This is a genomic window from Crocinitomix algicola (genome assembly GCF_001661595.2).
In the GTDB taxonomy this organism is placed as follows: domain Bacteria; phylum Bacteroidota; class Bacteroidia; order Flavobacteriales_D; family Crocinitomicaceae; genus Crocinitomix; species Crocinitomix algicola.
This window is the reverse complement of sequence record NZ_LYPF02000012.1, coordinates 22763-44414: the sequence shown is the minus strand read 5'-3', so window position 1 is coordinate 44414 and position 21652 is coordinate 22763. Positions and strand designations below refer to the sequence as shown.

21 protein-coding genes are annotated in these 21652 nt (G+C 34.1%); 16 read left to right on the top strand and 5 right to left on the bottom strand.

Features of this window, described 5'->3' with window-relative positions:
- Window positions 1-12 precede the first annotated feature (12 nt).
- Together A8143_RS06970 and A8143_RS06965 are read left to right on the top strand one after the other, a co-directional pair.
- Window positions 13-372: a Sec-independent protein translocase subunit TatA/TatB gene (locus A8143_RS06970; RefSeq protein WP_066757600.1), complete on the top strand. Its 360-nt coding sequence runs from the start codon at window positions 13-15 to the stop codon at window positions 370-372.
- Window positions 369-1325 (top strand): calcium/sodium antiporter, encoded by a 957-nt coding sequence (locus tag A8143_RS06965; RefSeq protein WP_066757598.1) that lies wholly within the window; start codon window positions 369-371, stop codon window positions 1323-1325. Before A8143_RS06970 ends, A8143_RS06965 begins: the two co-directional genes overlap by 4 nt.
- Before the next feature lie 57 nt (window positions 1326-1382).
- Here A8143_RS06965 and A8143_RS06960 read toward each other — a convergent pair whose 3' ends face one another.
- A complete protein-coding gene (locus A8143_RS06960) occupies window positions 1383-2249 on the bottom strand; it encodes a Cbp1 family collagen-binding glycoprotein adhesin (protein WP_066757596.1) in 867 nt (288 codons plus the stop codon).
- Between the two features lie 78 nt (window positions 2250-2327).
- Between A8143_RS06960 and A8143_RS06955 the strand changes: the two genes are divergently transcribed.
- Genes A8143_RS06955 through A8143_RS06940 form a run of 4 tightly spaced genes read left to right on the top strand, consistent with a single transcriptional unit; the run spans window position 2328 to window position 7225 of the window.
- Window positions 2328-4106 carry a M61 family metallopeptidase gene (locus tag A8143_RS06955; protein WP_066758147.1) on the top strand — a complete coding sequence of 593 codons (1779 nt, stop codon included), beginning with the start codon at window positions 2328-2330 and terminating at the stop codon, window positions 4104-4106.
- Between the two features lies 1 nt (window position 4107).
- A complete protein-coding gene (locus A8143_RS06950; protein WP_175437503.1) occupies window positions 4108-6006 on the top strand; it encodes an LTA synthase family protein in 1899 nt (632 codons plus the stop codon).
- Window positions 6007-6028: 22 nt separating this feature from the next.
- Complete coding sequence (locus A8143_RS06945) at window positions 6029-6889, top strand: diacylglycerol/lipid kinase family protein (protein WP_066757584.1); 861 nt, start codon at window positions 6029-6031, stop codon at window positions 6887-6889.
- A gap of 3 nt (window positions 6890-6892) precedes the next feature.
- On the top strand, window positions 6893-7225 hold the full coding sequence (locus A8143_RS06940; protein WP_066757581.1) for a hypothetical protein: 333 nt from the start codon (window positions 6893-6895) through the stop codon (window positions 7223-7225).
- On the opposite strand, the gene lgt is transcribed toward A8143_RS06940, so the two are convergent.
- A complete protein-coding gene (gene lgt, locus A8143_RS06935) occupies window positions 7222-8145 on the bottom strand; it encodes a prolipoprotein diacylglyceryl transferase (protein ID WP_217494792.1) in 924 nt (307 codons plus the stop codon). The two genes, A8143_RS06940 and lgt, sit on opposite strands and share 4 nt — an antisense overlap.
- 144 nt (window positions 8146-8289) lie before the next feature.
- On the opposite strand from lgt, the gene serC reads away from it, so the two are divergent.
- The 8 genes from serC to A8143_RS06895 all read left to right on the top strand — a co-directional run bounded on the left by serC (window position 8290) and on the right by A8143_RS06895 (window position 16687).
- Window positions 8290-9345: a 3-phosphoserine/phosphohydroxythreonine transaminase gene (serC, locus tag A8143_RS06930; protein WP_066757575.1), complete on the top strand. Its 1056-nt coding sequence runs from the start codon at window positions 8290-8292 to the stop codon at window positions 9343-9345.
- A gap of 4 nt (window positions 9346-9349) precedes the next feature.
- The gene (locus A8143_RS06925; RefSeq protein ID WP_066757572.1) at window positions 9350-10309 is read left to right on the top strand and encodes a D-2-hydroxyacid dehydrogenase; all 960 of its coding nucleotides are present in this window, start codon (window positions 9350-9352) and stop codon (window positions 10307-10309) included.
- 5 nt (window positions 10310-10314) lie between these two features.
- Window positions 10315-10962: a ribulose-phosphate 3-epimerase gene (gene rpe, locus A8143_RS06920; RefSeq protein ID WP_066757570.1), complete on the top strand. Its 648-nt coding sequence runs from the start codon at window positions 10315-10317 to the stop codon at window positions 10960-10962.
- Window positions 10963-11067: 105 nt separating this feature from the next.
- Complete coding sequence (locus A8143_RS06915; RefSeq protein WP_066757567.1) at window positions 11068-12924, top strand: polysaccharide biosynthesis protein; 1857 nt, start codon at window positions 11068-11070, stop codon at window positions 12922-12924.
- Window positions 12921-13316 (top strand): acyl-CoA thioesterase, encoded by a 396-nt coding sequence (locus A8143_RS06910; RefSeq protein WP_066757564.1) that lies wholly within the window; start codon window positions 12921-12923, stop codon window positions 13314-13316. Before A8143_RS06915 ends, A8143_RS06910 begins: the two co-directional genes overlap by 4 nt.
- A gap of 33 nt (window positions 13317-13349) precedes the next feature.
- Window positions 13350-14510, top strand: coding sequence for a LamG-like jellyroll fold domain-containing protein (locus tag A8143_RS06905; protein WP_066757561.1), 1161 nt, complete (start codon window positions 13350-13352; stop codon window positions 14508-14510).
- 38 nt (window positions 14511-14548) lie between these two features.
- Complete coding sequence (locus A8143_RS06900; protein ID WP_175437502.1) at window positions 14549-15547, top strand: LamG-like jellyroll fold domain-containing protein; 999 nt, start codon at window positions 14549-14551, stop codon at window positions 15545-15547.
- Between the two features lie 72 nt (window positions 15548-15619).
- Window positions 15620-16687 (top strand): toxin-antitoxin system YwqK family antitoxin, encoded by a 1068-nt coding sequence (locus tag A8143_RS06895; RefSeq protein ID WP_066757556.1) that lies wholly within the window; start codon window positions 15620-15622, stop codon window positions 16685-16687.
- 3 nt (window positions 16688-16690) lie between these two features.
- Here A8143_RS06895 and A8143_RS06890 read toward each other — a convergent pair whose 3' ends face one another.
- Together A8143_RS06890 and A8143_RS06885 are read right to left on the bottom strand one after the other, a co-directional pair.
- Window positions 16691-18166, bottom strand: a complete 1476-nt coding sequence (locus tag A8143_RS06890; protein WP_066757553.1) for an oligosaccharide flippase family protein — start codon at window positions 18164-18166, stop codon at window positions 16691-16693.
- 3 nt (window positions 18167-18169) lie between these two features.
- Window positions 18170-19219 (bottom strand): glycosyltransferase family 4 protein, encoded by a 1050-nt coding sequence (locus A8143_RS06885; RefSeq protein ID WP_083261262.1) that lies wholly within the window; start codon window positions 19217-19219, stop codon window positions 18170-18172.
- Window positions 19220-19349: 130 nt separating this feature from the next.
- On the opposite strand from A8143_RS06885, the gene A8143_RS06880 reads away from it, so the two are divergent.
- Window positions 19350-20501, top strand: a complete 1152-nt coding sequence (locus tag A8143_RS06880) for a polysaccharide pyruvyl transferase family protein (protein WP_066757550.1) — start codon at window positions 19350-19352, stop codon at window positions 20499-20501.
- Window positions 20502-20812: 311 nt separating this feature from the next.
- Window positions 20813-20941, top strand: a complete 129-nt coding sequence (locus A8143_RS17295) for a hypothetical protein (protein WP_262485617.1) — start codon at window positions 20813-20815, stop codon at window positions 20939-20941.
- Here the strand turns inward: A8143_RS17295 and A8143_RS06875 are convergent.
- Window positions 20938-21648, bottom strand: a complete 711-nt coding sequence (locus tag A8143_RS06875) for a class I SAM-dependent methyltransferase (RefSeq protein WP_217494791.1) — start codon at window positions 21646-21648, stop codon at window positions 20938-20940. The two genes, A8143_RS17295 and A8143_RS06875, sit on opposite strands and share 4 nt — an antisense overlap.
- Window positions 21649-21652 lie beyond the last annotated feature (4 nt).

Here is a 21652-nt window from a genome sequence, read left to right as displayed (position 1 = left end):
TTTTTTAGTTATATGACATTACTCTTTTTAAATAGTATCGGTGGATTTGAACTTATTTTCATCCTTCTCGCTGTCCTAATGCTTTTTGGTGCGAAAAGCCTTCCAAGTATCGCTAAAACTCTTGGCAAAGGAATGCGTGAAATTCGAACTGCAACAGACGAGATTAAACGAGACATACAAGACTCTACGGCTGACTTTCGTAACGGAATTCGCGAAAATAATCCACTTACCGATATAAAAAAAATGATAGAGGAGGAACCACAGCAAAACGAACCTCAAGATTTTAAACAAGATAATCCTGATACCAGTCTAAAGGCTCCAGAGGATTCTCAACCCATACAAAACAAATCAAACAAACCGACTGAATCATGATGTATTTTTGGCTCATTTTAGGCTTAGTTACACTGGTATTCGCAGGTGACTTTTTAGTTCGTGGTGCAGTAGGAATTGCTAAGAAATTCCAAATTTCAACCCTAGTTATAGGTATGACAGTAATTTCTTTTGGTACGTCTGCCCCAGAATTATTAGTATGTATTGATGCTGCCATGGGAGGGCATCCTGAAATAGCGATAGGGAATGTTGTTGGATCCAACATCGCAAATATTGCTTTAGTCCTTGGAATTTCAGTTCTCATTCTCCCAATAGTCGTAGACCGAAATTCTAAGCGAATAGATTGGCCTATGATGATGTTTGCCACCTTACTTTTTCTTTTATTCTCGTTAGATGGAGAAATACAACGCTACGAAGGAATCATTTTATTCACAATTTTAGCCATTTTCACATATCTACTCATTCGAAATTCACGAAAAGCTACAAAAAAATCAAACGAAGAAAATGTCGCTGAAAACGCTGAAATTAGTCAAGTCAAAGACAAGCCCCTTTTATCTATTTTTTTCTTGGCCATTGGCTTAGTAGGATTATATTTTGGCGCAGAATGGCTTGTATATGGTGCGACAGAAATTGCAATGAGTTTTGGCATGGAAGAACGCGTTATTGGCGTTACTGTCGTTGCATTTGGCACTTCAGTACCAGAATTAATAACATCTGCTGTTGCAGCTTACAAAGGCGAAACAGATATATCAATTGGTAACTTAATTGGGTCTAATATCTTTAATATTATGGCAGTGGTTGGATTAACTTCTATTGTAACTCCAATAGCGGTCTCAGAAAAATCAATTCAAGTTGATTATTGGTGGATGATTGGTATTGCTTTAGCTTTATTCCCAATGCTTATTTTTGGTAAAAAAGTTGGTCGCTTTAAAGGTCTCTTACTTTTAAGTTCATACGTTACTTATATATCAATTTTAGTCATGAGTATCCAATAAAAAAGGATTACAAAATTGCAATCCTTTTCTACCTTTAATCGATATTTTTTTAGTCTTTTAGTCTACGACAACTACTAAGTATTTTGATACTTTCCAAAATGACTTGGGGTCGTTAATTTTAATACTGTGATTTTGACCATTAGTTTGAATGCTATATGAACTCGATGGGTGATCAGTAATGAATTTAACCTTCTTTCCTACCACATCAATTTTATCCACTTTTGTTAAGTCAATTTTAGTAAAGTAATCATCGTTTAAATCTCCTTTAATTGAAGTCTTTTTACCCATCCCAATAAATCCTCCTTCTTTAACAATTACTCCGTTGTTAATTAATTCTTCCTCCGAACCATAAGCATAATAAACGGTGTTGAGTTCTTGAATTGTTTCAGCTGCAATTTGAGACTGTTCTTGATATGCCTCTAATAATTCAACGTATTCTTTATCCAGTTCTGCAAGCTCAGTTCTTAACATCTCAATTTCTTCTTCCTGAACTTCAATTTTGTTCATCAAATTTGAAACCATTGCCTTAAATTGATCAATCTCAAGATTTTTATTCGCCAACTGTTTATTCAATTCGCTAACCTTTTTTTGATTTGCTTCCCTTAGGTAATTAATATTTTGAATTTCTTGTAAAATCCATTGCTTTCCGTCTTCAGCTAATTCTATATCATTTGATCGGTATCGAATTTCATCCTCTTTCAGATTAATCATCGCTAAATTTTCTTCAATTTCATTAAAGAGCATAATTGATTCATTTAAAACTGAATCTTTTTCTACCAGTTGATTGGAAAGTTCTCTGTTTTCGCTTCTTAACCTTGCTAATTCCTCGCTTTCACCTGAATTTGAATCAGTAGCATCATCGCTTGAAGCGTTACAAGAAATTAAGAGTGATGAAAATAAGAGTGATGTGATTATATACTTCATTTTAGGTACAATTTGTGTTAGAACAAAACTAATTATTATTTAATTCAAATGCTTATTTTTGGGCTAAAATCAGACAAAATGCAGAAATCATTCTTTTTATTGTTAGGGTTCATCTATTTTTCGATGAATGCGCTAGCAACCGAAGTACATTATCAATTAGAAATGCCTAATCCAAACTCTCATTATTTTGAGGTTACAATGGATATTTCTGACCTTAAATCGAATGAAACCATTTTAAAAATGCCCGTATGGGCGCCTGGATCATACCTCGTACGTGAATTTGCCAAGTCTGTGAACCTCGTAAAGGTATTCGATAATAAAGGTGTAAAAATTCCAATCGAAAAAATCAATAAAAACAGTTGGTTAATTAACACGAAAGGTCATTCCACCATTAAAGTAAAATACGAGGTATACGCTTTTGAATTATCGGTAAGAACGAGTTTTTTAGATGATTCTCATGGATATATTAATGGTACTAGCATGTTTATGTACATTAAAGATAAAAAAGGTATTAATGGAAAATTGACAATCAAACCTCATCCTAGTTTTAAGAAAATTGCAACCGCTTTACCGTTAGAATCAGGTACGACTTATACATTTAAAGATTATGATCATTTAGTCGATTGTCCTATTGAAATTGGTAATCATCAAGAGTTTTCTTTTGAAGCTGCAGGCGTTCACCATAAAGTAGCGATGTATGGAAAAGGGAATTACGACATTGAAAAACTAAAAACGGACATGGCTAAAATTGTTAAGTCAGAAACGAAAATTTTTGGGGAGAATCCGAATAAAGAATATTTATTCATTATCCATAATCTTACGAATCCCTCAGGAGGATTGGAACATAAAAATTCTACCACTTTACAAGTTTCACGCTGGACATATGAAGGCAATAGCTATTTCGGGTTTATCAGTTTAGTTGCTCATGAGTACTTTCATTTGTGGAATGTTAAACGATTACGTCCAAAAGAACTCGGACCATTTAATTACGACGAAGAGAATTACACTGACTTACTTTGGGTAATGGAAGGGTTTACATCTTATTACGACGAATTGGCCTTAAGACGTGCTGGACTTTATACCCAGGATCAATATTTGGGAAAATTATTTGGAACAATAAATTATGTTGAAAATCAACCTGGTAACCTTGTTCAGCCCGTTGCGCACGCAAGTTTCGATGCTTGGATTAAGGCTTATCGCTCAAATGAAAACAGCGTAAACACAACGATTTCTTATTATTCTAAAGGGCAAATATTGGCTGCAATGTTAGACATATACATCATTACCAAGTTCAAAGGCAAGAAATCATTGGATAACTTTATGCAAGCTCTCTATCAAGAGTTTTACAAAAAGAAAGATATAGGGTTCACTGAAGAGGAATTTCATGCTGCATTAGAGGATTTTTTAGGTGAAGATATGGATTGGTTTTTCGATAACTACATTTATGGCACTCAAGTAATTGATTACGAAAAATTTTTCAAAGGCATAGGATTGGCTGTAACCGGTCAAAAAACCATTCCCAACTCAAAACTTGGAATTCGTACAAAAACTGAAAATGGAAAAATAAAAATTACTACGGTATACAGTGGTTCGGTTGCAGAAGAGCAAGGTTTAAGTGTTAATGATGAAATTATTGGGTTTAACGGATATCGATTAACCGAGGCGGTTACAATGGACCATATTGATGAACTATCAGTGGGGGAAAAAATTGATTTATTAATCGCTAGAGATGGAATTTTATTATCGTATACGATAACCATAAAAGAATCGTTCAATATGCATTATGATTACAACCGGAATTTTGACGGAAATCAAGAAAAATTATTTGACTACTGGTTAAGAGTTGATGAATTCTAAATTGAAAGTATCACAAAAAATATTTCCAAACTACTTAAAACGATTTCTGCTCAAAGCAGCAGTTTTTGTTTTAATTTTTACGATTTGTCGTTTACTCTTTTTAGTATTCAACAACCAGCTTTTTCCTGTCGTATATTTTAGCGATTTTTTAGCTGGATTATGGTTTGACATTGTCACAACAGCCATCGTATTTCTACCTTTATTGGCCCTAGAATTAATTCCGAATAAATGGCGAGGTTTAAGGTTCTTCCAATGGGTTCTAAGAATTGGATTCCACCTCATTTTATTTTTAACAGTGTTGATGAACCTAATTGATATTGAGTACTTTCAACACACCTCAACCAGATCCACCGCCTCTCTGGTTGATATGTTAGGTTTTGGAAATGATTTGCAACAACAAATGCCGAGCTTTCTACGCGACTTTTGGTATTTGTTAATAGCATTAATTTGCTTACAGATACTCGGGGGAATTTTATACGAAAGAATTAATAGATTAAAGGAAGACAGTCAATCGACAACGTGGTTGAAACAATCCATAATTTTCCCCATAATTGCTGGTTTATTTGTTATTATCGGTCGTGGAGGTGTTGGATTAAGACCAATTTCTACACCAAATGCAGCTTCATATACCATTGACCAAAATATACCTCTTGTCTTAAATTCTGCCTTTTCAATTATAAAAACCTGGGGAAACATAGAACTCAAAGAAAAAAACTATTTCTCGGATGAAGTTTTAATCGAACGATTCAATCCGATTCAATCCTACGCCGACAAGCCGATCTTAAACAACCCTAACATTGTAATTATTTTATTAGAAAGCTTTTCTGTAGAATATATTGCAAGTATCAACGGCACGAAAAACGTTTATACTCCATTTTTAGATTCATTAATTCAGCAATCTTTAGTGTATACCAATTGTTATTCGAACGGGAAAAAATCTATGGACGCAATGCCTTCTGTGATTTCTTCAATTCCTAAACTTATGGAGAAAGAGTATTTAACCTCATCATATGCTGCTAACAAAATCGAATCGCTACCAAAAATTTTACGGCAAAAAGGTTATGAATCAGGATTTTTTCATGGAGCAACAAATGGTTCAATGAACTTTAATGTTTTTTCAGATGTAACAGGTTTTGACCACTATTATGGGAGAACAGAATATGCTAATGATAAAGATTTTGATGGTACATGGGGAATTTTTGATGAGCCTTTTTTAAAATGGTCTGCCGATCAATTTGATCACATGAAACGTCCTTTTTTCTCTACAATTTTCACCATTTCTTCGCATCCCCCCTACACTATTCCCACTCCCTATAAAAACAAGTTTAATACCGGTCCAACAGAAATGCATGATGCCGTTGCTTATGCCGATTATGCACTCAATCAATTCTTTAAATACGCCCAGACTAAAGATTGGTACGACGAAACTTTGTTTGTTTTAGTAGCAGATCATACACCTGCTTCTGGTACGCCTATTTATTTTAAAGATATGGGAAATATGCATATCCCTCTCCTATTTTATCATCCAACAAACCCTTATTTCAAAGGGAGAAAAGATAAAGTTGTGAGTCAGGTCGATATCATGCCGTCCATCCTTAATTTAATTGGCCACAATGAACCGTTTTTTGCTTTTGGTCAATCAATATTTCAAGATAAACCAGGGCAAAGTGTGAGTTGTATAGGAGATAAATTTTTGTATTATGGAACTTATCAGAATAAGAACTATTTGCTCGTTTATCAAAATGAAGAAATACTAGGCGTTTATAATTTAAAAGATCAATTACAAACAAAAAACCTTGGTGGTAATGTAGCCTTATCTGCTTATCTTGAAAATCAACTAAAAGTGATGATTCAAACCTATAACAAAGCATTAATCAATAACCAAATGACCGTCGATTAATTTGAATTCTAAAAAAAGAATATTGTTCATTATTAACCCTATTTCTGGTGTAGGGCGTAAAAACATCATTCCTCAACTGGTGGATGAAATATTGGATAACCGACATTTTGAGTGGAAGTTCCAATACACTCAATATCGTTTTCATGGTAGAGAGATAAGTGAAAAACAGAAATCAAAATTTGATGCTATCGTTGCCGTAGGTGGGGATGGTTCAGTAAATGAAATTGGTAGTGCACTAATTGATAGTAAATGTGCCTTAGGTATTTTACCTTGTGGTTCGGGAAACGGTGCTGCTAGACACCTCGGTATTCCTTTAAAACTAAAACAGGCGATTCAACAAATTTCAGCTTTTAAGCCTCAAAAAATTGATACAGGAATTGTAAATGAACATGCTTTTATTGGTACTTGCGGTTTTGGATTTGACGCGCATATCGCCCATCAATTTGATAAGTTTGGAAAACGAGGATTTCTGTCTTATGCTAGACTTGTGTTACGCGAATTAAAAACATATAAACCACCTTTATTCATTGCCAATAACGATAGTTTTTCAATAAAAAAAGAAGCGCTTATGTGCAGTATAGCAAACTCTGCACAATTTGGAAATGGTTTTGAAATTTCTCCAAAATCGTCCATGCAAGATGGTAGATTTGAACTCGTATTTTTAGAAAAGTTTCCATGGTATAAAAGCCCTGAACTGGCGATAAAATTTTTCAAAGGAAAAATTGATCGATCCCAACACCATACCCTTATTAATTTTGATGCTCCTATTCACCTAAAAACAGAAAACGAAGAAAACCTACTATGTCATATTGATGGTGAGCCAATAACACTCAGAGAGCCAGCGAAAATAAAAATCAAACCTTTGAGTTTATCAATTCTTTAAGTCATGTTTTTTCTACAAATATTTAGTTTGATTTTGGCGGTTTGCACCTTATTATTTGGAGCCATCTGCTTTCAACATCAAAAGAAGGATTTCTTTATAATTGGGTTGATAGTAGCGATCTTAACTATAATCCTAAGTTTGTTTCAATTTCAAGGAATTTTGCATAACCTAAGTATCCTGTTTTACCCAACAATATTAGCCATTTCAGCCTGGTGTATCGGTGTGGTATTCTTAATCCTTTCGAAAGCCAACAATAATTCAAGGCTTGAAGACAATGATTATCTGAATGAAATAATAAACTCGGACGATGAAGATTGGGATATCGACATTGACTAAGCCTCCTCTCCAGTAGACCGTTTTAATTTACCAATTTTTCTGAAAATCAAAATTAACCCAAACAAAACAAGCGGTAAACTTAAAATTTGCCCCATGTTTATCCCAAACGATTCGATTAAACCTGCATCATCTGTTCCACCCTGGCTCTCTTTTATAAACTCAATAAAAAAGCGAGCACTAAAGAGTAAAGTAAAGAAGACTCCAAGTAAAAAGCCGCTTAATTTTGCTGCATTTGTTTTCCAGTACAGCCACATTAACAATCCAAAAATTACTAAATAACAAATAGCTTCATATAATTGAGCCGGGTAACGATTTGGCACTTGCTCTAACACGTATGCAAACTTAGGATCATTCGCTATCATGCTATACGCATCGTGTAAATATTCTCTTCCGGTCAAACGAATGGCTTCCCATTGATTAATATCATGCCTTAAAAATTTAAATCCAAAATCAGAATTTGTAGCTTTTCCTACAATTTCATGATTGAATAAGTTTCCTAATCGAATTAAAAAAGCCGCAAATGCTGTCGGAACGACTAATCGATCTAAAATATAAACCATTGGTCGTTTTATAACATACTTCGAAAGTAAAAAAGTAGCAATAATAATTCCTATAGCGCCACCGTGACTCGCTAGGCCACCTTCCCAAATTTTAAGCATACTAATCGGATTATCGCTGTAAGACTCCCAATCATAAAAGAACACATGCCCAAACCGCGCACCAAGAATCCCACCGAGTAAACTGTAAATCAAAATCTTGTCCATCCAACCTTCTGGTGCATTTTCACGCTTAAGCATCCTGTCCATAATTCGATAACCCACCAAAAAGCCTGCCGCCCACATTAGCCCGTACCATGCTGGCAATTTAAAAGAAGGAATTACACGCGGCTCAAAGTTCCAAACAATCTCTAATAAATTCACAATTCAAAATTTTGGTCTAAATTAATGATAATCTAGAGACAAATTTCAATTGTTGAAAAAGCGTGAAAGATTAACCATAAACTTAATGCTGTCTTTACATAAAAAAATAGAACTTTGTAGAAAAGGAAACTTATATTTAACCTTATGAAGAAACTAAATTTTGGTGCTGGACCATGTATACTACCGGAGGCAGTTTTTGAAGAAGCTTCAAAAGCAGTTGTAGATTTTAATGGATTATCGATTTTAGAAATATCGCATCGCAGTCCTGAATTTGTTGCTGTTATGGAGGAAGCACGTCAATTAGTACGTGAATTGCTGAACGTTCCAGAAGACTATACAATCTTATTCTTACAAGGTGGTGCAAGTTTAGGTTTTTTAATTTCGGCTATGAACATGGCTAGGGAGCATAAAAAAGCTGGATATATTAATACTGGAGCATGGGCGTCTAAAGCGATTATTGAAAGTGAGAAGTTAGGTCTAGATACAGTAGTTTTAGCGAGTTCAAAAGAAAAAAACTTTAACTATATCCCTGATTTTAATTTAGTTGAAAAAGTCGATTATTTACATTTCACATCAAACAACACCATTTATGGGACACAGTTTAAAGAGTTTCCAAGTGTAAGTTGTCCATTAGTATGCGATATGTCTTCTGATATTTTTTCGAAAGAGATTGACGTTTCAAAGTTTGACTTAATATATGCGGGAGCTCAAAAAAATATTGGACCTGCTGGATCAACCTTATATATTGTTAAAAATACAGCCTTGGGGAAATCTTCCTTTAAATCTATTCCGACCTATTTAGATTTAGAAACCCATGCTAAAAAAGATTCTATGTTTAACACTCCACCGGTTTTTGCTATTTATACTGCAATGTTAAACTTGAGATATTTAAAGCAAAATGGAGGCATTAAAGAAATTGAGAAACTAAACAATAAAAAGGCGGCACTACTCTATTCGGAAATAGACAATAATCCAAGTTTTGAAGGAACGGCCAACAAGAACGATCGCTCAACGATGAATGTGACGTTTACTTTGAAAGATGATAAAGACGCTGAAGCATTTGATAATGCTTGGAAATCTGCAAATATTGTAGGTTTAAAAGGACATCGCAGTGTCGGTGGATATCGTGCGTCAATGTATAATGCTTTAACTATTGACGCAGTTGAAAGACTTGTTGATGTGATGCATAACTTTAAATAAAAATATGAAGATCTTAGCAAATGATGGAATTGCAGATGCTGCAATTAAAAAATTGAATGATGCTGGTTTTGAAGTTTCAACCGTAAATGTTCCTCAAGATCAACTGGTTTCTGCGATAAACTCAGAAAACTATTCTGCCCTTTTAGTTCGCAGTGCAACCAAAGTGAGACAAGATTTAATCGATGCTTGCCCTGGGCTTAAGTTAATTGGACGTGGTGGTGTGGGGATGGATAATATCGACGTAGAATATGCAAGATCAAAAAATATTCATGTAATTAACACTCCTGCAGCTTCATCTCAATCTGTTGCTGAACTAGTAATGGGTGAACTTTTCTCTTTGTCGCGATCATTGTACGATGCACACAGAAATATGCCAGATGAAGGAAGTACAAATTTTAAATCACTAAAAAAGGCCTACAGTAAAGGGCAAGAATTAAGAGGAAAAACGATTGGAATTGTAGGATTTGGAAGAATTGGCCAATCGCTAGCTTCTTATGCCCTTGGTATAGGAATGAAAGTAATTCCAGTGGATGTACAGTCAAATACGGTTGAAGTACCCGTTAACATTTATGGTGTTGGGACACTAAAAGCAAAATTAACGCCATTAAACAACCTTATTGAAGTTATTGGTGAACTGGATTATATTTCAGTACATATACCCAAACAAAAAAATGGAGCAGCTGTCATCGATGAAGACTTAATTTCAAGAATGAAACCAGGTGTAATAGTAGTGAATGCTGCGCGAGGTGGTGTTATCGATGAAAACGCATTACTTAAAGGGTTAGATTCTGGCCAAATTGCAGGAGCCGCGTTGGATGTCTTTGAAAATGAACCTACTCCAAATTCAGTTTTATTAAAACATAACAAAATTGCTTCAACGCCACATATAGGTGCAGCGACTGTTGAAGCACAAGATAGAATTGGCTTAGAATTGGCTGAACAAATCATTAAATACCTTAAATAATAATTATGACCATTGTATCCCCTTCTCTTTTGGCGAGCGATTTTGCCAACTTACAATCTGAAGTCGAAATGATAAATTCGTCAAATGCCGATTGGTTTCACGTTGATGTGATGGATGGTAATTTTGTTCCAAATATTTCATTTGGTTTACCCTCTGTAAAAGCTGTTGCGAAACATGCTCAAAAGCCTTTGGATGTTCATTTAATGATTAATAATCCTGATCAATATATAAAAGCGTTTAAAGACGCTGGGGCAGCATTTTTAACAGTGCATTATGAAGCTTGTACACATTTACACAGAACTATACAAGCTATTAAAGCAGAAGGAATGAAAGCAGGAGTTGCTTTAAATCCACATACCCCGGTACATTTACTTGAAGATATCATTCAAGATTTAGACTTGGTTTTAATTATGTCAGTAAACCCTGGGTTTGGAGGGCAAAAGTTTATAACAGAAGCGGTTGAAAAAACGCGTAAATTAAAAGATTTAATCGTTCGTAAAAATGCAAATACACTTATTGAAATTGATGGAGGCGTAAATGATGAAACTGGGAAACTATTAGTTGATGCGGGTGCTGACGCTCTTGTCGCGGGTAGTTTTGTATTCAAATCATCAGATCCTAAAAAGACAATTGATACCTTAAAAACGCTTTAATTTTCTCCTAAAAATTAAGGATATCCAATCTTTTTATGGATTTTATCGTATTTAAAGCTAGTAACGTTTAAGCGTACATTTGTGATATTACTACCTAAACAAAATATGCCTCGCTGGGTCATCTTTTTACTTGACCTTACTATTTGTGTAATCGCTTTATTGGTTGCCTATTTTATTCGATTCGATTCAACTGACCTACCCTTTGATCAAGAATTTGATATTTTTAAAAAAGGCTTGCCCATCTACCTCCTAATTCGAGGAGCTTCTTTTTTCCTTTTTAGATCCTACAAAGGTATCATACGACACACGAGCGCAGAGGACATCAAAAAAATAGCCTTGTCCGTGACATTCGGAACGATCGTCATTGTCATCATCTCGTTTATTAAACATGAGTGGTGGGATAGTCACTATCTCTTTCCTAGCTCGATTATTATGGTTGAGTTCTTTGTATGTACGTTCTTTCTTCTCGTTTTTCGATTCATAGTTAAGCTCATGTATACGGAAGACCTAAAAAAAGAGAAAGACTTAGTTCCAACCATTATTTATGGATCAGGAATTTATGGCGTAATTACAAAACATACTATTGAAAAAGAAGCGAACCTTGCCGGTCGTGTAATTTGTTTTGTAGATGATAACAAAAAGAAAGCGGCAAAAACACTTGAAGGTATAAAAATTATTCACAGCTCTCAATTGGATGATTTTATAAAAAAGTCTAATGCAAAAAAATTAATTGTCGCCATTAAAAATCCCGATAAAAGTAAAAAAAGAGCGGTAATTGATATTTGTTTAGCCAATGATGTTGAAGTTCTAAATGTACCTTCTCCGACAAAATGGATTAATGGTGAATTTACATTAAATCAAATAAAAAAAGTTCATATTGAAGACTTATTGGGACGTGATTCAATTGAACTAGCACCCGATCGATTAGCGAATGAATATAACTATAAAACAATATTAGTTACCGGTGCAGCAGGTAGTATTGGATCTGAAATTGTCCGACAACTAACAGCTTATACGCCGGAAAAGATTATCATTTTGGATCAAGCTGAATCACCGCTTTACGAATTGGAAATGGAGCTAAAAGAGAAAGGACTTTTAGAAATGACTGAATCTGTAATTGCGGACATTAGAAACGTTGAACGATTGAGAAATGTTTTTAAGACCTTACAACCCGACCTTGTTTTTCACGCTGCTGCCTATAAACATGTTCCTTTAATGGAAAACAATCCTTCTGAGGCCATTATAACGAATGTTCTAGGGAGTAAAAACTTAGTTGATTTAGCTTTAGAATATGAAGTTGAAAAATTTGTATTAATATCAACAGATAAGGCTGTGAACCCAACAAATGTCATGGGTTGCTCTAAACGAATTGCGGAAATTTATGCGCAATCTGCCAACCAGTTAAATAAAACAAAATTCATTACTACACGATTTGGTAATGTATTAGGTTCGAACGGTTCTGTAATTCCTTTATTCAAAAAACAAATTGCAAACGGAGGTCCTGTAACGGTTACTGACAAAAGAATTACGCGTTTTTTTATGACAATTCCTGAGGCCTGTCAATTAGTTCTCGAGGCCGAATCTATGGGAAATGGTGGAGAAATTTTCGTCTTTGATATGGGCGAATCTGTTTGCATTTATGACCTCGCAAAAAAAATGATTAAATTGAGTGGATTAGAACTCGGAAAAGATATTGAAATTAAAATTACAGGACTTCGACCAGGTGAAAAATTATACGAAGAACTTTTAACAAACGAAGAAAACACACAGGAAACTCATCATCCTCAAATTTTGATTGCACGCGTACGAAATTATGATTTTAATGAAGTATCAGAAAAAATTAATGAACTCACGCAGCTATTTGACAGTCAAAATAATATTCAAATCGTCAAATTGATGAAGGATATAGTTCCCGAATACGTAAGCAACAATTCAATTTACGAAAAACTAGACAATCAATGATTACCACACCAGTACAATTAAGATTTAGTGATTTTGACATGGGCGGCCATGTACATAATGCCATGTATCTCAACTATTTTGAAGTCGGAAGAGTTGGATTTTTTACAACTACCCTAGGTAAAAAATGGAATTATAAAAAAGACGGATTAATAGTTAAAAAAAATGTAATTGAATATCATATCCCCATTTTCATTGAAGATGAAATTAAAGTGGAAGTAGGGTGCAGTCATATTGGTAACACTAGTTTCACTTTAACCTATAAAGTAATAGATCACGCAGGTCGTATAAAAGCAGCTGGAGAATCGGTAATTGTATCTTTTGATTATAATTTAAACCAAACGACTAAAATATCAAAAAAAATGCGGGATGTATTAGAAGCGCATTTGATTTAAAATTAGTACATTGCGTTTTCAAAACTCAAATTTATGAAAACGCTATTCACCCTAGCTATTGTATTTATTGCTATTTCGAGTAATTCTCAAATTCCAACTGACAATCTTATTCTGTATTTACCATTCGAAGGATCTGCTGATGATGAAAGCGGTAATGAATTAAATGGAATTGTTGAAGGTGCTGAACTTACTGAAGATCGTTTTGGACTGGAAGACAAAGCCTATTCATTTGATGGAATATCTGATTACATTTCAATTCCCGAAGATCCATTGATGAATGTTGAGTTTCCATTTACTGTCTCACTTTGGTATTATCGAGAAGAGACACCAGATGGAATTGAAATGTTGTTTAAATCAGATGCCAATGATCATACATACAGTGGTTTTTGGATAAACATGGCTGCGACGGGTCAAGTTGTCGCTGCTTATGGTGATGGTGATGGGTTTGGAGCTGGTCATAGAATAAGTAAAAAATCGACCGATGCTCCTGCTAATGGAGAGTGGCATCACGTTCTAGCTGTTTATCATGGTCTTATTGATATCGATCTCTATATTGATTGTGTTCTAGACCCTGGGTCATATTCAGGAGGAGCAAATAATATGGCCTATTTAGGAGAAAACTCTTCCATCGGTAGATACGACTGGCGAATTTTTGAGGGTGAAATTGATAATATTAGAGTTTATAGTGATGCAATCACACCTGAAGAGGTATTAACTTTCTGTGAAGAAGAGCCTTGTGTAGAAACTATTTATAAAATTGATACAGTGACATATCATGACACAATCACTTATGTGGATACACTTATTCATTACGATACATTGACTTATTATGACATTCAAATCTATTATGATACAATTGTCCATGTTGATACTATTACCTATTATGATACTGTCTACGTCCAAATGACGGGCATAAATGAATCTCAACTAGAAACTATTCCAATAAAACTTTACCCGAATCCAACAAGTGACATTCTTACGATTGAGTTTGGAGAAAATTATTCCTATTTAGAAGATTATACTTTTACAATTATTGATGAATTAGGTCGTGAGGTTTACAACAATAAAATTATTCATGAAAAGCACTTTGTGGATTTATTATCTTTAGGTCTCTCAAACGGAACCTATTATTTCCAAATTTTGGATGGGAACAGTTACGTTCAGAAAGCACAAAAATTTGTCCTAAATAAATAATTCAAGTGTGAGCAAAAATGGGATTAAAAAATCGACATATGAAAACATCTTTTTTTATTGCACTTTTTTCTTATTTTGTAGTTGGACATAGTCAAATTCCTACAGATAATCTTTTGCTTTATATTCCTTTTAACGGAAATGCTAATGATGCTAGTGGAAACTCATTAAATGGAACCGCTTCTGGTCCAATACTAACTGAAGACCGAGGGGGAAATACAAATTCAGCTATGGACTTTGATGGTATTGATGACGTGGTTACAATACCATATTCACCTTTGTTGGATCTTGAATTCCCATTCTCCGTATCCATTTGGTTCTATAGAAATATAGAGGCAGATGATATCCAAATGTTATTTAAATCGGACGCTAACGATTTAACTTATAGTGGTTATTGGATAAATATGGCTGCATCAGGACAAGTTGTAGCGGCATACGGAAATGGTGCTGGATTTGGTGTTGGAGCTCGAGTGAGTAAAAAATCGACAGACCCACTTTCCATTGGTGAATGGCATCATGTAGTTGGTGTATTTAATGGACTAAACGATATCGATCTTTATATTAATTGCGTACTCGATCCAGGATCATATTCTGGGACAGCAGCATCAATGTCCTATTTAGGTGAAGACTCTAAAATTGGTCGTTATGATTGGAGAAACTTTACGGGAAAACTTGACGATTTACGTATTTATAGTGACGCATTAACTGCTGAAGAAATCGCATCAATTTGCAATGAGAGACCCAATAGCCAAAATATGGAAATTGAAAGTGAGCGTGAAGACAAGCTTATTTCGATATTCCCTAATCCGGTTAATGATATTTTAAATGTCCAATTAAGCACAAATGAAAAAGATATTGTTGACTATAACATTCAAATAATTGACCCATTAGGAAGGTTGATTCACGTTGAAAAAGCAACAACATCGCTCGTTGAAATTAATCTCAAAGATATTAATATTGCTAATGGAATGTACATTTTTAATATTGTAAATTCTTTCAATGAAATTATTGGTTCTGAGAAAATATTACTCGATCGTTAATTCAATATTTTATTATTAAGGCATAATATTTGACTATATTTAAACTGTTCAAACTTTAAATATTAGATTCAAATGAAGTGTCTTTTCTCTTTCTTATTAATATCAATTGGTTTCATAGGATTTTCTCAATTACGGCATGAAATCAATGATAATAATGTACAGGCTAAACCTGCTGCACCACAATGTCGCGAATTAATGATGGTAAAGGACTGTAGCGGATTTGTTTATTCAGAGTTTTTCAATGTTGATGGACGTGAGGTTGAAGTTATAATGCATGGAAAGTCTGGAAAACCATTTACTGGAGAATGTAAAGTTTGTTATCAAAATGGTTATTTAAAAATGCATTTAAACTATATGAACGGACGTTTATATGGCCAAGACACCGTTTATTATGAAAATGGTAAAATCAATCTAATCACAAGCCATGACACAGAGGGAATGGGGAAAGAGGATGGAACATGGAAATACTATCGGGAAGATGGGAGTTTAAAATGGGAAAAAAAGTATGAAATGGGCTTGGCGCAAGGTGAGCATCGTTATTATTTTCCGGATTCGACCATTTGGAAAATTGAGGTGTATAAAAACAATCAACTTCATGGTAAAAAACAGGAATACTACCAAAATCAAACATTAAAAAAAGAGATTGACTATAAAAATGGGCAATGGGATGGAAAATACATCACTTATTTTAAAGATGGTCGAGTTGAATCAGAACAACAATATGTGAAAGGACTCAAAGATGGGCCGTCTGCTTATTATTACCAAAATGGTGAATTATTTTATACTGAAAACCATGACATGGGGTCGCGTGAAGGAACATTTAAGCGTTTTTATGCAACAGGCAGAATGTGGACCATAGAAAATTACAAGAAAGACAGAAGGCATGGTCAATTCGAAGAGTTCTACGACAATGAAAAAAACACCATTAAATATAAAGCTACTTATGATAAATCAGAGCGTACATATGAAATGTACTATGATGAATTTGGTGGTGAAGTAATGTCTCCAGAAAGAATTGCCGAAATAAAAAAGGCGAAAGAAGCTGAAGCAGCAGCGAACGCGGAAAAAGGAGCTGAAATCCCTAAAGAAGAGGAACTTGAAGAAGAAAATTCAAAGAAGAAAAAGAAGAAGAAAAAATAAAAATCACTTCAATTTCCTTACCATTTTAAGGAGCCAGGTTTTAATATCTTCGGACAAATTGAATGCGAGAATTAATCCCCAATACACTCCTGTTAAAACAAGCAAGTAAATTAATATTGTTAAAATTGGTGACAAACTAAGGGGGATTACCTCAAGGAGTATGAGAAGCGTTGCTCCAATAACCAGCACTTTTACAAAATCAGTTGTAAACGGTTGTAGATTAAATTGTTTATAAAGGTAGAACCACCTTACAGCATTAATTATAAACATAGCTAATGCAGAAGCTCCTGCGGCTCCCTCGATCCCCCATTGACCTATGAAAATCAAATTAAAAACAACTAAAAGACCAGCTAACCCTAAGTTAAAATAAACGTTAAGTTTATACTTTTCAGACGTTGCTAAAATCTCTGCATTTACTCCTGACATCATATCAATAAGTTGGGCTAAACCAATAAAAAAGTACACATAAATACCGCTAGCGTAGGCCATGTATTTTGGGTGAAGAGATAAAGCTGGTAAAATTAAGGCCCATCCCATTATAAATAAATATACCCCAACAACGGTGTGGGTTTGGACACTCTTTCGATATACACTTAAAATATTGTTGAAATCGTTTTTTTTCCACGATTCTGCCAGTATAGGATAAGAAATTCTTTTTACACCTCTTGATGGAATTCCTACTAGGGACCCCGCAAAATACATAATGATGTATTCCCCACTCGCCTCAGTTCCAATCATTTTATTTATCATTAACTGATCAATCGAAATCACCAAAATACTCGCTAAAGAAGCAAAAATACCATATGAGCCATAGCGTAACATTTCTTTCTTTCTCTTCTCTCGAAACATAGACTTGCTCGGAAGAGAGATTCGTTCTGTCTTAACGAATGAAAATATTACGATTATTAGACCTGGCAAAGAAAATGCCGTAACATAGATGTAAACGAAGTAATCATAATTAATCCAATCTAACCAAAGAATTAAGAAGCCTACTAATATGATGAATTTTAATAGAAAATCTTGAAGTAATGATCCAATCACCGAATTCATCAGCATACTCATATAAATGTCTAGATTCTTAAAGAGAATTCTAAAAAAGATAATTGGTATTATGAAATGAGATATCATTTGAACGGCTTCTGTGGAGGCATCATCTCCTAACACCCATGACTCGGTCATTATAAAGCTTAATTCTGCAAATACAATTCCTACAAGCGAAAGAAAAATTCCGAAGAGTAGATATCCAGAATGTCCATTCTTTTCATTGCGGAATAATGGAAACATTCGAAAAGAAATTTGAGGGAATCCAAGACAGAATATTGATGCAAATAGTTGTGATGTGGTATCTAAAAGACCAATTGCCCCAACCTGCTCTTTGGTCAATAATAGCGGTTTTAAAATATTAGATAATACCCCTACCCCAATCCCAATAATTGTTATCGCGGTCGTTCGAATAGCTTGCTTTTGTATAATTCCCATTGATTAAATTTCTTTAACATGGTTTAAAAACTCATTGGTTCGTCTTGATAAAGGAAAATTATCATTGATTCTTGCGCGAACTTCCTCTGGACTTATTGACTTATTTAAATTCCCAAAAAGTTCGACGATATTATTATCATTCTTGCGTGAAAGGATATAGCCTTTATCTTCAATTATGTCGGGAATTGCTGCCACATCACTACCTATTGGTATACATCCACAAAGCATCGCCTCACACAAAGCATTTGGAAATCCTTCAAACATTGAAAGTTGAAGATAATAAGTATGAGAATTATATATTTTCAACAATTCTTCCTGAGGAACATTGTCGATTAAAGTTACGTTTTTAGGGCAATCCTCAATCAACCTTACTTTACCAACTATGGTAAAACTATAATTCGGGAATGCCTTTGCCGCAGTTATTATCGTATCAATTCCCTTTCGAAAATAACCAACTCGATCAATCGCAAAAGTAACTGTCAAAAATGTATTTTCTTTTCTCACATCTCTGGTAATTTTCCATTTTTCGGTATCATATCCATTCACCATCTCAACTATTGGAGTCGTGATTTTTGGACAAAATGCTCGAATTCCTTGGTCAGGGTATCTTACATTAATATATGAGTATCGCCGTTCGGTTAAGGAACGATGCACCGGTAATATTAGACTTGCATGCTTAAAGCTAAAACGTGTAAACCAGGCAATTATTTTTTTGTCATGCGAACCATAGTTAATTTCAGGAAGCCGTGCACAATCTGTACCTATTGCAATAATAATAACTGGAACTTTAAACAATTTTCCAAGAACTACCGGAATAAATGATAAATAACCCGACGATTGAGTTACAATTGATTTAAACTTAGTAATATTGAAGATTAGATAAAAAAACTGTTTAACAAAAGCCCATGGCAAGAGGTATTTGTTCTCTGTATTAAAGTGATAAAGTGACACATCAAATTCCTTTTCCAAAATTTGAACATCCCTTTTCGCAAAGGTTGCGTAACGCACAAACGTCATTAATACTTTCTCCCTCTTTTTTTCTTTGGCACCCATTCCTTTTCTATGAATATTTCAATCTGGCTATGCGAAACTAATCAATTTTTAGGGAAGATATTCGATGCTTTAAACGATTCCCTTTTATTTCTATATTTGGAGTGATACTAAGAGAGGAACTAGACCAATAATGGGAGAGATTAAAAAAATAAAAAATGTTGTTATAAACAACGTTGTACCACTTAATAATGGAGATGTAGCTTTATTTTTATCATTGTATTATGCCTTAATTGAAAAAGGATACACTGTTAAAATTGCTGCATACCACATTCGAGAAGCCAAACAAGCTTATCCAAATTTACCTTTGTTTCCGGAATTGTGCCAAGGTTTTTTATTCCGTAAATTGCCGTTTTTAAAAAAATACATTCTCCCTTTTTCGTTTCGATTCAATAAGGCTTATCGAAATGCTGACTTAATAATAGGTGCTCCAGGTGGTTATATCAATTCATATTATTCAATAAAAAGTAGTTTAAATATTTTTAAAATCGCCAAGCGTAATAACAAGAAAACAGCCATTTACTCACAATCAGTTGGGCCTTTGAATGAGCAGGATTCATTGCTATTTACCAGCCTCATGAAGAATGCTATTGACTTCATTTTAGTTCGGGATCAATTTTCTAAGGATACGATGGAGCGCTTAGAAATAAATAAGTCGAAATATAAATTAACGAAAGATGCCGCATTTTTATTAGGTTTTGAGGCTACACCAATTCCAAATAAAAAGAAAATTGCTTTTTCAGTTCGTGAATGGCGAGACGACAATCGGGACGTTACTGCTTTTAAAAGTATGATTAAAGAAATGGTGATTTCTGCAATAGACAACGGTTATTCAGTCGATTTTTTATCCACATGTCAAGGTATCGAATCGTACAAAAATGACGCAATTATTGCTACAGAAATTTATAATGAATTACCTCATTCCTATCAGAAAAAATCGAATGTACTGAGTGATTATTATAATTTTCATGCGTTTTATGAGAAGTTAGAAGAATATCAAATGGTTGTTGGAACGCGTTTACACATGTGTATTACAGCCCTAACCAAAGGTATCCCAGCGCTAAATATTAGTTATGAAATAAAAGGTAAAGAATGTTATAATTATTTAGATTTAGCAGAATATTCAATTGATTATAACGAACCAAATCAGTCTGCTTTAAAGTGTTTTAACACCTTCCTTGATAATCAAGAATCGATTCGAACACAACTTAAAACTACCATCCCAAAAATCCATTCAGAAGTAAAAATGGATTTCGCATACTTTTTGGGCAAAATAAGCTCCTAATTAAAAGCACCCCATTCTTGAGTTCAACAGTATAGGATTCAGGTAAGATGAAAAAACTACTATTCATATTTTTAATAATCGTTTAATTCCTACTTTACCGAAATGACTTGACGCGATATGCTTGTTTCGTAAAAATTTATCTAAATATAATTTGTCTGATGTACCTTTACCTTTTATGATTTATTTCATAGCCGACACAGTGCTTGGACATGCCGATCGGCCATAAGCGGTATATTTATCAGAAATAAATACTAAAAGAGCGGTAATTTATATCGACATGCTAAAGAGATAGATAAGATCAAAAAATCAAAATGGCCAGTAAAAACTTTCTTAGTACTGAATTCACGCCAAAATTCACAGGATATTATGAATTTGAAGTTGAATTTGATTTAGATACTCCTCTATCCATGGCTGGAAAATTAGAAATCTTGAAGCATTAGTTTTTTACTAAAATTGCAACATAGTTCTTAGGATATCCTTTTTTTGTAAATTTTTTCTTGACTTCTCTTTTATGGAACCCAATGGAAAGTAGACCGAACCATACTTTAGTAATAAACATCAATGGAGCTAATAAATAACCAGAAAAACCAGAACCAATGTCTTTTGGTTTAGTTGGTAGATACATAGCCATACGATTCAATTGATAACCCACCGTTCCAAAATAACCTTCCATCCAATCAAGGCGTTCAATATTAAAGTTCGTGCGTTTAAACAATTCATTTAAACCGTATTGGGTATATCTAAAAAAATCGTAAGGAATCTCATGCTCTTCATAGAAAAGTGGTCCAGTATAAATCATTTTCCCATTTGGTTTCAACACTCTATTCAATTCATTTAAAACTTTCTCAGGTTCGGGTAGGTGTTCCATAACTTGATTAAATAATATAAAATCAAATCGACTATCTTCTGTTGGAATATCTCTCAGATCACAAACATAAGTTGACTTAGCATATTCTTTATCAACCTTTTCAAAATCAGCAGCTTCGTAGTTAGTATGTTCAAGTAAATGTCTATATGGTTGAATACCTGCTCCTGCATCTAAAACCAAAGAACCAGCTGGAATCAATTTGGCGAAAGCTTCATTTTCTTGGTATAATCTCGTTCTAGAAGAATTAAATGCAAATTGTTGTTTAATGTATTTCATCATACTA